The sequence below is a fragment of the Streptomyces sp. SAI-127 genome (genome assembly GCF_029894425.1).
In the GTDB taxonomy this organism is placed as follows: domain Bacteria; phylum Actinomycetota; class Actinomycetes; order Streptomycetales; family Streptomycetaceae; genus Streptomyces.
In genome coordinates this window covers 7,926,505-7,936,819 of record NZ_JARXYJ010000001.1, presented here as the reverse complement: position 1 = coordinate 7,936,819, position 10,315 = coordinate 7,926,505, and the positions used below count along the sequence as shown (strand labels likewise).

Genomic DNA, 10,315 nt, shown 5'->3' with positions numbered 1-10,315 from the left:
GGTAAGGGAACGGCAAAGTGGGCCCGATCGTTCACGGGGCATGACAGCTATGACCCCCGGCTCGAACATCCCCCTGTCCGCCGCCCGCGTGACGGTGGACGTCGCCGCGCCCGTGCGGCTCGACGTATCGGGCCTGCTGCTCACCGCCGACGGCAAGGTGCGCTCCGACGACGACTTCATCTTCTACAACCAGCCCTCCGGCCCGGGGGTGACGTACCGCTCGGGCGGCGGTACGGCCCCCGACGCGATCACCGTCGACACGTCGGCCGTACCGCCCGGCATCGAGAAGATCGTCGTCACCGCCAGCCCGGACGCCGCGGGCCAGACCTTCCAGGGCATCGAACCGACGGCCACGATCCGCAACGCGGACGACAACAGCGTGCTGGCCACCTTCACGCCGCCGCAGCTCGGCAGCGAGACGGCGCTGGTGATCGTGGAGGTCTACCTGCGCAACGGCGCCTGGAAGGCCCGGGCGGTGGGCCAGGGGTACGCCAACGGGCTGGCCGGGATCGCGACGGACTTCGGCGTGACGGTGGAGGAACCCGCCCCGACACCCGCCGCGGCCCCCGTCGCCCCGCCGCAGCCGGTGACTCCGCCGCCCGCGCCGACCGTGCAGACCCCGGTCGCCCCGCCGGCCCCGGCCATGGACCCGCGGCTCGCCGCGCCGGCGCCCGCCGCTCCCCCGGCCCCACCCGCTCCCGGCGCCGGGAAGATCAACCTCGACAAGGGCCGGGTCAGCCTCCAGAAGAACCAGACGGTGTCCCTGGTCAAGGGCGGGCAGCCGCTTCTCTCCCAGGTCAAGATGGGTCTCGGCTGGGAGCCTGCCTACCGGGGCAAGGACATCGACCTCGACGCGTCCGTCATCGCCTACGGGCCGCAGCGCAACCACATCGACAGCTGCTACTTCGGCAAGCTGTCCATCGTCGGCGGCGCGATCAAGCACTCCGGTGACAACCTCACGGGTGAGGGCGGCGGTGACGACGAGGTGATCGTCGTCGACCTCGGCCGACTCCCCCAGGAGGTCACCGGACTCGTCTTCACGGTCAACTCCTTCTCCGGCCAGAAGTTCACGGAGGTCGCCAAGGCGTACTGCCGCCTCATCGACGCCGCGAGCGGAGAGGAACTGGTCCGCTTCGACCTCACGAACGCCGAGGCGCAGACGGGCGTGATGATGGCCAAGCTGATCAAGCAGTTCTCCGGCGAGTGGGAGATGACGGCGATCGGCGACTTCGTGAAGTCCCGCACGGTACGGGGGATGGTGAAGCCGGCGGCACAGGCGCTCTAGTGCGCGGTGCGGTCCATGGCCGGGCGGTCAGTGGTGGGGGCCTGCGCGAGTCGGCCCCCGCCGACTGTGTAATTCCGTTGCCGCAGCACCGGCATCTTCGATCGAATGCCTTCATGACTCATGACGGCCCTGCGGACCATCTGGAGCAGAACCGACGCTTCTGGGATGAGGAGGCGGCCGCGTGGCACGGGCCGCTCGCCCGTGATCACTGGGCGCAGGCGGAACCGTCCTGGGGACTGTGGGCCACGCCCGAGTCGCAGGTCCGCGTGCTTACCGACGGCATCGCCGGGATGCGCGCCATCGAGCTGGGCTGCGGTACCGCCTACGTTTCCGCCTGGCTCGCCAGAGCGGGCGCCCACCCGGTCGGGATCGACCTCTCGGAGAAGCAGCTCACCACCGCTCGCGCGATGCAGGCGGAGTTCGGCATCGACTTCCCCCTTGTCCTGGGCAATGCCGAGAGAGTGCCCTACGAGGACGACACCTTCGACTTGGCGATCAGCGAATTCGGCGCCTCGTTGTGGTGCGACCCCTACCAGTGGATCCCGGAGGCGGCCCGGATCCTCGTGCCCGGCGGGCGGCTGGTATTCATGCGCTACTCACCCCTGTTCGCGCTGTGCGTGCCGTCCGAGGGACCGGTGTCCACCACGCTGTCCCGCGGGCAGTTCGGCCTGACGCGGCTGCACCGGGAAACCCACGTGGAGTTCATCCTGCCGCACGGTGAGATGCTCCGTCTGCTTCGATCCTGCGGCTTCGTCGTCGAAGATCTGATCGAGATTCAGGCACCCCGGTCTGCGCGGGACTACGAAGAGGTTTCCGCCGACTGGGCCCGGCAATGGCCCAGCGAGGAGATCTGGAAAGCCCGGCTGGCAGGCTGACCCGCGACCGACTACGCCCGCAGCCCCTCCGTGAGCAGTGACAGGTACCGCCGGATGGACTCGCCCCCGCCGTCCGCCAACTCCGCCGCGCCGACGACCCCGTGCGCCAGCCGAAGCAACTCGATCGGCTCGACATCTGCCCGCAGCGTCCCCTCCGCCCGCGCCGCCTCCACGAGCCGCGTCGCCGCGCCCCGCACATGCGTCCCGCACACCGTGAGCATCGCCTTGCTCCTGTCCGCCACCGCCGACCCCAGCAGCGTCTTCAGCCCCCGCACCTGGATCGTTCCGACGCACAGCTCGTAGAGCCACTCCGCCAGCGCCTCCCCCGGCGGCAGCGTCTCCGCGAGTTCGTCGGCCCGGCGCGCGAATCCCTCGACGCGGTCCAGGTACGCCGCCTCCAGCAGGGCCTGCCGGGTCGGAAAATGGCGGTACAGCGTCCCGGACCCCACCCCGGCCCGCTTGGCGATGTCGTCCAGTGACGCGCCCTCCCCATGCTCGGCGAAGGCCTCAGCCGCCACCTTCAGCAACCGCTCGTAGTTGCGCCGAGCGTCCGCGCGCATGGGTCTGACCTGCGTCATCCAGATACTCCTCGCGAACCGGAGACTCTCCCCGCATGGTACCGAACGCCGGCCTGTCCCTCAGGGCAGTCGGCCGGAGGCGTGCAGCGCCTCGAACACCATCCGGTCCACGGCCGAGACCCGCTCACGATCGCCGTAGCCGAACCAGTCCGACTCCTCGATCTCGCTCGAGGCGATCAGCGGACCCGTGTACTCGGCGGTGTAACAGATCATCCGGAACTCGGTGCGTCCGTCGTCCCTCAACGTCTCGAAGGTGCCGACGTGCACCATCGTGGCCGTGTCGACCCGGGACCGGAGTTCTTCGTCGATCTCGCGCGCCAAGGTCTCGGCATCGGACTCGCCCGGCTCCCGCTTCCCGCCCGGGAAGTAGAAGACATCCAGACCGCGGCAGCGGGTCACCAGCACCCGCCCGTCCCGCACCAGAACCCAGGCCACCTTCTCCGGAACGCCCTCGCTCTTCCCCATCCCCGGGACCCTACGCATTTCACATCTTCGTGGCCCCCGCCGCCAGGTCCCGCAGAAAGTGCCGCGCGCCGATCAGGAAGACGACGATCAGCGGCAGGACGCTCATCAGCGCGCCGGCCATCACCACCGCGTAGTCGGTGTTGTAGGCGATGTTGAGGTTGGCGAGGGCGACCTGGAGGGTCACCTTGTCGGGGTTGACCATCACCACCAGGGGCCAGATGTAGTCGTTCCAGAGGCTGATGAAGGTGAAGATGCCGAGGAAGGCGAGCGCGGGCCGGAACAGCGGAAGCGCGACCTGCGCGTAGAGCCGGAAGAAGCCGGCGCCGTCGATCCGGCCGGCGTCGAGGAGTTCGTCCGGCAGCGAGTTCTGGGCGTACTGACGCATCCAGAAGATGCCGAACGCGTTGGCCGCCCCCGGGATGATCAGCGCCTTCAGCGTGCCCGCCCAGCCGAACTCGGCCATGGTGACGAACTGCGGCACGAGCGCCAGCTGCGACGGGATCATGTACGTCGCCATCAGGACGCCGAAGAGAATCCTCTTGCCCGGGAACTCGTACTTGGCGAAGGCGAAGGCCGCCAGGGAGTCGAAGAACAGCACCAGCAGCGTGCCGACCGTGGCCACCACGACCGTGTTGAAGAGAGAGGTGAAGAAATCGATCCGGTCGATCACCTCCCGCATGTTGTGCAGGAGTTGGGTGCCCGGTACCAGCCGGGGCGGGTAGGCCAGGATGTCCTGGGTGGTGACGGAGGCCATCACCACCAGCCAGTAGAACGGGAAGAGGGAGACCAGCACCCCCAGAAGCAGGGCAGCCCGTACCAGGACCCGGGTCCGCTTGCTGCCGGCGCCGATCGCGAGACCCGCGTGGGAGTTCGTGTGCTCAGCGGCCATTGCGGCCTCCCTTGCGCAGCAGCGGGATGCCGCGGCGGTCGTCGCGGTCGCCCCCGGACACCAGCCGCCAGTTGATGACGGCGAAGACCGCGATCAGCGCGAAGAGGATCCAGCCCATCGCGGCGCCGTAGCCGAACTGGAGGTCGTTGAAGGACTTCTGCCACAGATAGAGCACGATCGTCATGCCTTCCTGGCCGGGACCGCCCGCGGTGCCCGGGTCGTCCGAGTAGAACAGCACCTGCGACTCGGTGAAGATCTGGAGGCCGCCGATGGTGGACGTGATGATGGCGAACAGGATCACCGGCCTGAGCTGCGGCACGACGACCCGGAACAGCACTTGGCGGCTGCTCGCCCCGTCGACCCTGGCAGCCTCGAAGAGCTCGTTCGGGATGGCCTGGAGACCGGCCAGGAAGATCAGGGCGTTGTAGCCGACCCACCGCCAGATGACCATGAGGGAGATCGCCGACTTGATCCCGAGGGAGGAGGTCAGCCAGCCGATGCCGTCCACGCCGACCGCCTTGAGCAGCGAGTTGGCGAGCCCCGCCTGCGCGAAGACCGACCCGAACACGATGGTCATGGCGACCATGGAGGTGACGTTCGGAATGAAGTACGCCACCCGCCAGGCGGCCGAGTACCGCACCTGCGAGTGCAGCAGGAACGCCAGCACCAGCGCCAGGAACAGCATCGGCACCGTGGACATGAACCAGATCTCGAAGGTGTTGACGATCGAGTGCCAGAACACCGAGTCGTGCAGCAGCCAGTAGTACTGCCTGAGCCCGACGAACTTCATGCTCCCGATGCCGTCCCAGTCGTGGAAGGACAGGTAGAAGGAGAAGAACACCGGGAAGGCGCCGAAGACGGCGAAGAGGATGTAGTACGGCGAGATGGCGACGTACGGCGGAAGATGGCGCCGCCACCTGCCCCGCGGAGCCTCCGTACGGGCCGGCTCCTCGGTGCTGTCGGACGCGGGTGCCTGTGCCAGGGTGGCCATGTCAGCTCACCCCCCGCTGGGCGAGCGCCCGTTCGGCGGCGTTCATGGCGTCGCGCCAGGCCTTGTCGGGATTCTTGCCGAGCGTCTCCACGTTCGTCAGCTCCTGGTAGACCGGGGTGTTCGCGGTGTTCTCGTAGGCGCTGAAGAAGATCACCGGGGCCTGCTTCGCCGCCGGTCCGAAGACGTCGACGGGGATCTGCCCGCCGAAGAACGGGTCCGGTTCGCGCATCGCCGGCCGGGAGTAGACGGCCGGGGTGGTGGGGAACAGCGACATCTCCTGATAGCTCTTCAGCTGGTTCGCAGGCCCGAGCATCCACTTCAGGAAGGCGAACGCCCCTTCCGGATCACGGCAGTAGCGGGTGATGCCGACGTAGGACCCGCCGTAGTTCGCCGGGCCGTCCGGCATGGTGGTCAGCCGCCACTTCCCCGACGTCCTGGGCGCGGTGTCCTTGAGGCCGCCGATGTACCAGACCGCGTTGTTGATCGTGCCGATACGGCCGCCGCTGAGCGCCGAGTTGAAGTCGGGCGTGCCGTCCAGGGTCCGGGCGCTCAGCCCCTGCCGGTAGGTCTCCACGGCCAGGTCCCAGGCGCGCTTCACGTGTTCCTGGTCGCCGATGAAGCGGTTGTCGGCGTCGACGAACTGCTTGGGGCTCTGGTAGAGCGCCATCCGGAACACATAGGCGATCTGCGAGACCAGGTACGGGTGGTTCGGCGCCTTCGCCTTGAGGGTCTTGCCTACCTGGAGGTACTTCTCCCAGGTCGAGGCGGCCTCGGCGACCTCCTCCGGTTCGGTGGGCAGACCGGCCTGCTCGAACAGGTCACGGCGGTAGAAGAGCGCGGTGGGACCGGCGTCCAGCGGGAAGCCGATCATCCGGCCGGCTGGGCTGACGCAGCTCTTCCACTTCCAGCCGAGGTACTCGTCCTCGACGGCGTCCGCGCCCAGGTCCTTCAGGTCGACGAACTCGTTCTCGTCCGGGAAGTAGTCCCCGATCGGGGAGTTGAGACAGGCCAGGTCCGGCACATAGGCGCGGGCCGCCATGACGGTCCGCAGCTTGCCCCGGTAATCGCCCGCGATCGAGGCGCCCTTGACCTTCAGCCCGCTCGCTCCCGGCACGCCACGTGCGGAGGTGGCGAGCAGCTTGTCGCTCAGCGAGCCGTTCCAGTACCAGATCGTCAGGTGGTCGGTGCCCGCGGAGATCGAGCCGCTCGCGCTTCCGCACCCCGACAGGCCCAGCAGAGCGGCACCCGCCCCGCCGAGAGAGGCACCGAGCAGGCGCCTGCGGGACATCGTTCGGTGTGGCATGGGCGCGCACTCGCTTTCCGGGGCAGGGGTGGACAACGATGTCAAGCTCCCGTGAACGTTCACGTGAACGTTGCCGACGAGTATTGGGGTGGCTGAAAAGAGGAGTCAAGACGTGTGCGGGCGCGATGTGTTGAGTGCCTGTAATTTGCTGCCGACGGTGCCGACCTCAGGCGAGGTGCGTCTCGTCGACCACGTATCCGCGCCGCTTGTCCACCACGTTGCGCAGCGGTCGGCCCTCGATGTGCCGGGTGAGGTTGTCGAGGAACACCTCGACGAGCGCCTCCCGTTCGCTGGTGGTCTCGCCCGCCGTGTGCGGGGAGATCATCACGCCGGGCATGTCCCACAGGGGTGATTCGGCAGGCAGCGGTTCCTGGGCGAACACGTCCAGGGCTGCGCCGCCGAGCCGTCCGGCGGCGAGGTGGTCGACGAGCGCCTCCTCGTCGACGAGTCCGCCCCGGCCCACGTTGATCAGCCGTGCCCCCGGCTTCATGGCGGCGAGCACGGGGGCGTCGACCATGCCCCGGGTGCCCTGGGTGAGGGGTGCGGCCAGGACGACGTAGTCCGCTTCCGTCAGGGCGGAGCGCAGGGTCGACGCACCGTGGACCGTGCCGAAGTCGGGGTCGTCCGTGCGGGCCTTGCGGCCCGCGCCGGACACCCGCATCCCGACGGCGCGCAGCAGCCGGGCGATGGCCCGGCCGATCGGGCCCGTCCCCCAGACCAGCACGGTGCGTCCGGTGATGCCGTCGCTGGGGCGCGGACGCCACTCACGGCGCCGCTGGTGCTCCCAGGTGCCGGGGAAGTCCTTGGCGAGGGCGAGGATCAGCCCGAGGACGTACTCGGCGGTCGGCTGGTCGTAGACCCCGCGGGCGTTGGTCAGGACAACGCCCGGATCGTCCACCAGGGCGGGGAACAGGAAGGAGTCCACGCCCGCGGAGGCCGCGTGAACCCAGCGGGGTGCCTTGTCCGGGTTGTCGGGCCAGGCCTCGCGGATGGCCGGGGTGATGGTGACCCAGGCCAGGAGGGCGTCGGCGCCAGGGAGGAGGTAGGGCAGTTCCTCCTCGGTGGCGTAGACGGTGTCCGTGAGGCGTTCGATGAGTGCGGTGGCGGGGGGCCGGTTGCCGCGGTAGAGGACGACGAGTCGCTCGGGCATGTCAGGCTCCGACGGGGACGGCTATGTACTTGTACTCCAGGAACTCGTCGATGCCGACGCGTCCGCCTTCGCGGCCCAGACCGGACTGCTTGACGCCGCCGAAGGGCGCGGCCGGATTGGAGACCAGTCCGGTGTTCAGGCCGATCATGCCGCTTTCGAGGCGTTCGCTGACGCGCAGGGCGCGGTCGAGGTTCTGGGTGAACAGGTAGGCGGCCAAGCCGAATTCGGTGTCGTTGGCGGCGGTGACGGCCTCGTCCTCGGTCTCGAAGGTACGGATCGCGGCGACGGGGCCGAAGATCTCGGTGTCGGTGATCGCGGAGTCGGGGGCGATGCCGGTGAGGACGGTGGGCGGGTAGAAGCAGCCCGGCCCCTCGGGGAGTTCGCCGCCGGTCAGGACGGTGGCGCCGCGCTTGACGGCGTCCCGCACCAGGTCGTGGGCCTTGCTGCGGCCGGCGTTGTCGATGAGGGGGCCGACGTCGGTGCCGGGCTCGGTGCCGTCGCCGACGGTCAGGGCGGCCATGCGGGCGGCGAGGCGGGTGGCGAACTCCTCGGCGACGGAGGTGTGGACGTAGATGCGGTTGGCGGCGCAGCAGGACTCGCCCATGTTGCGCATCTTGGCGACCATGGTGCCTTCGACGGCGACATCGAGGTCGGCGTCGTCGAAGACGATGAGGGGGGCGTTGCCGCCCAGTTCCATCGACGTACGGATGACGGTGTCGGCGCACTGGGCCAGCAGGATCCGGCCGACCTGGGTGGAGCCGGTGAAGGAGAGTTTGCGGATCTTCCCGCCGCGCAGGAGGGGTTCGACGACGCCGGCGGCGTCGGTGGTGACGACGATGTTGAGGACCCCGTCGGGCAGACCGGCTTCCTTCAGGATCGCGGCGAGGGCGAGGCTGGTCAGGGGGGTCTGGGGGGCGGGTTTGAGGACGATGGTGCAGCCGGCGGCGAGGGCGGGGCCGATCTTGCGGGTGCCCATGGCGAGGGGGAAGTTCCAGGGGGTGATGAGCAGGCAGGGGCCGACGGGCTGGCGGGTGACCAGCAGGCGGTTCCTGCCGTCGGGGGCGGTGGTCAGCCCGCCGTCGATACGGACGGCCTCCTCGGAGAACCAGCGGAAGAACTCCGCGCCGTAGGCGACTTCGGCACGCGCCTCGGCCAGCGGCTTGCCCATCTCCAGGGTCATCAGCAGCGCGAGGTCCTCGGTGCGCGTGATGATGATGTCGTAGGCGCGGCGCAGGATCTCGCTGCGCACCCGGGGCGGAGTGGCGGCCCAGGCGGCCTGCGCCGCGACCGCCGCCTCGACGGCACGCCGGCCGTCCGCGGGAGAGGCGTCGGCGACCTGACACAGCTCCTCGCCGGTGGCCGGGTTGTCGACGGACAGGGTCCGGCCGGACTCGGCGTCCTGCCAGCCACCGCCGATGAACAGCTGCTTGGGAACATCACGGACGACAGTCATCGTGGGTATCTCCTTGGATGTGTGGTGAGGGGCTGCCGACCGGTCAGCGGATGCGGTCCAGCGTCTTGTAGTAGGCGCCCGCGAAGGGCAGGAACCAGGCGGTGCCGTTGTAGAGGGGGATACGGGGCGGGGCCAGGTCGCGGACCGGGCTGGCCTCGGGGTGGCCGTCCAGCACCTCTGCCATGACCTGTCCCATGTGCGTGGCCATCTGCACGCCGTGGCCCGCGTATCCCATGGAGTAGTGGACGCCGTCCTCGGTCTGCCCGGCGTGCACGATGCGGTCCATCGCGAATCCGACGGAGCCGCCCCACACGTACTCGACCTTCGTGCGGGCGAGTTGGGGGAAGATCTCGCACATCTCACGGAACAGGACGGCCCCGCTCTTCTTGTCCGAGGTGGGGTCGGAGGGTGCGAAGCGGGCACGGCCGCCGAACAGCAGCCGGTTGTCCGGGGTGAGCCGGAAGTAGTGGCACACCTGGTTGGAATCGACGATGAGGCGGGCCTTGGGGATGATGTCCCGGGCGAGGTCCTCGCCGAGCGGCTCGGTCACGATGATGAAGCTGCCCAGGCAGACCTGCCGGCGGCGCAGCCACGGGAAGTTCTTGTCGGTGTAGGCGTCGGTGGCCATCATGACCTGCCCGGCGCGGATCACACCGCGCTCGGTGCTGACCTCGAACCGACCGCCGGCAGTACGCCGTACACCGATGGCCGCGTTGCGCTCGTGGATCTCGACACCGGTGCGCTCGCACGCCTCGGCCATGCCGCGCACGAAGCGGCCGACGTGCAGTGCGGCGCTGAACGGGTCGAGCAGGCCGCCGTGGTAGGCGTCGGAGCCGATCTCGGAACGCAGCTCGGCCTTGCCGACCAGAGTGGTCTCGTGTCCGAAGTACTTGGCCAGGTCGCGCTGTTGGGCCTTCTTGTTCTCGAAGTGCGCGGGTCGGGACGCGACGCCCAGGCGTCCGACGCGGCGGAACTGGCAGTCGATGGACTCCTCTTTCACGAGCCGCTCGACGGTGTCCACGGCCTCGCCGTAGGAGGTGTAGATCTCGCGGGCCCGCTCCAGTCCGTACCGGCGGATGGCCTGGCCCACGCCGATCGTGAAGCCCAGGTTGGCCATTCCGCCGTTGCGCGCGGAGGCACCGGAGCCGATCTGGCCCTTCTCGACGAGAGTGACGCGGGCGCCCTTGCGGGCGGAGTGGAGGGCGGTGGACAGACCCGTCAGGCCGGCGCCGACGACCACCAGGTCGGCGTCCTCGGAGAGGGGCTTGCCCGAGCGGTCGGGAAACGGACCGGCGGTTTCTATCCAGTAGGGGATCGTCTTCATTT

General features: G+C 69.2%; 10 protein-coding genes. 2 read left to right on the top strand and 8 right to left on the bottom strand.

Translation table 11 applies throughout. From position 1 onward, the window contains the following. The first annotated feature begins 49 nt into the window (after positions 1-49). Together M2157_RS36460 and M2157_RS36455 are read left to right on the top strand one after the other, a co-directional pair. Entirely contained in the window at positions 50-1,285 is a 1,236-nt protein-coding gene (locus M2157_RS36460) for a TerD family protein (protein ID WP_280858974.1), read from the top strand. A 113-nt stretch (positions 1,286-1,398) separates the two neighbouring features. Continuing rightward, positions 1,399-2,160, top strand: a complete 762-nt coding sequence (locus tag M2157_RS36455; RefSeq protein WP_280867340.1) for a class I SAM-dependent methyltransferase — start codon at positions 1,399-1,401, stop codon at positions 2,158-2,160. A gap of 11 nt (positions 2,161-2,171) precedes the next feature. Here M2157_RS36455 and M2157_RS36450 read toward each other — a convergent pair whose 3' ends face one another. From M2157_RS36450 to M2157_RS36415, 8 genes are all read right to left on the bottom strand, one after another. Continuing rightward, positions 2,172-2,738, bottom strand: a complete 567-nt coding sequence (locus M2157_RS36450; RefSeq protein ID WP_280856813.1) for a TetR/AcrR family transcriptional regulator — start codon at positions 2,736-2,738, stop codon at positions 2,172-2,174. Positions 2,739-2,798: 60 nt separating this feature from the next. Continuing rightward, the gene (locus tag M2157_RS36445; RefSeq protein WP_280867339.1) at positions 2,799-3,203 is read right to left on the bottom strand and encodes an NUDIX domain-containing protein; all 405 of its coding nucleotides are present in this window, start codon (positions 3,201-3,203) and stop codon (positions 2,799-2,801) included. A 19-nt stretch (positions 3,204-3,222) separates the two neighbouring features. Beyond that, on the bottom strand, positions 3,223-4,092 hold the full coding sequence (locus tag M2157_RS36440) for a carbohydrate ABC transporter permease (RefSeq protein WP_280856815.1): 870 nt from the start codon (positions 4,090-4,092) through the stop codon (positions 3,223-3,225). Further along, positions 4,082-5,083, bottom strand: coding sequence for a sugar ABC transporter permease (locus M2157_RS36435; RefSeq protein ID WP_280856816.1), 1,002 nt, complete (start codon positions 5,081-5,083; stop codon positions 4,082-4,084). Before M2157_RS36435 ends, M2157_RS36440 begins: the two co-directional genes overlap by 11 nt. Before the next feature lies 1 nt (position 5,084). After that, on the bottom strand, positions 5,085-6,386 hold the full coding sequence (locus tag M2157_RS36430; protein ID WP_280867338.1) for an extracellular solute-binding protein: 1,302 nt from the start codon (positions 6,384-6,386) through the stop codon (positions 5,085-5,087). 166 nt (positions 6,387-6,552) lie between these two features. Further along, positions 6,553-7,536 (bottom strand): D-2-hydroxyacid dehydrogenase, encoded by a 984-nt coding sequence (locus tag M2157_RS36425; protein ID WP_280867337.1) that lies wholly within the window; start codon positions 7,534-7,536, stop codon positions 6,553-6,555. 1 nt (position 7,537) lies between these two features. Next, on the bottom strand, positions 7,538-8,989 hold the full coding sequence (locus tag M2157_RS36420) for an NAD-dependent succinate-semialdehyde dehydrogenase (protein WP_280867336.1): 1,452 nt from the start codon (positions 8,987-8,989) through the stop codon (positions 7,538-7,540). Positions 8,990-9,032: 43 nt separating this feature from the next. Beyond that, positions 9,033-10,313, bottom strand: a complete 1,281-nt coding sequence (locus M2157_RS36415) for an FAD-binding oxidoreductase (RefSeq protein WP_280867335.1) — start codon at positions 10,311-10,313, stop codon at positions 9,033-9,035. Positions 10,314-10,315: the final 2 nt, after the last annotated feature.

Coding starts and splice junctions, on each gene's coding strand:
- M2157_RS36460 (WP_280858974.1), top strand. CDS start 50: ATGACCCCCGGCTCGAACATCCCCCTGTCCGCCGCCCGCGTGACGGTG.
- M2157_RS36455 (WP_280867340.1), top strand. CDS start 1,399: ATGACTCATGACGGCCCTGCGGACCATCTGGAGCAGAACCGACGCTTC.
- M2157_RS36450 (WP_280856813.1), bottom strand. CDS start 2,738: ATGACGCAGGTCAGACCCATGCGCGCGGACGCTCGGCGCAACTACGAG.
- M2157_RS36445 (WP_280867339.1), bottom strand. CDS start 3,203: ATGGGGAAGAGCGAGGGCGTTCCGGAGAAGGTGGCCTGGGTTCTGGTG.
- M2157_RS36440 (WP_280856815.1), bottom strand. CDS start 4,092: ATGGCCGCTGAGCACACGAACTCCCACGCGGGTCTCGCGATCGGCGCC.
- M2157_RS36435 (WP_280856816.1), bottom strand. CDS start 5,083: ATGGCCACCCTGGCACAGGCACCCGCGTCCGACAGCACCGAGGAGCCG.
- M2157_RS36430 (WP_280867338.1), bottom strand. CDS start 6,386: ATGCCACACCGAACGATGTCCCGCAGGCGCCTGCTCGGTGCCTCTCTC.
- M2157_RS36425 (WP_280867337.1), bottom strand. CDS start 7,536: ATGCCCGAGCGACTCGTCGTCCTCTACCGCGGCAACCGGCCCCCCGCC.
- M2157_RS36420 (WP_280867336.1), bottom strand. CDS start 8,989: ATGACTGTCGTCCGTGATGTTCCCAAGCAGCTGTTCATCGGCGGTGGC.
- M2157_RS36415 (WP_280867335.1), bottom strand. CDS start 10,313: ATGAAGACGATCCCCTACTGGATAGAAACCGCCGGTCCGTTTCCCGAC.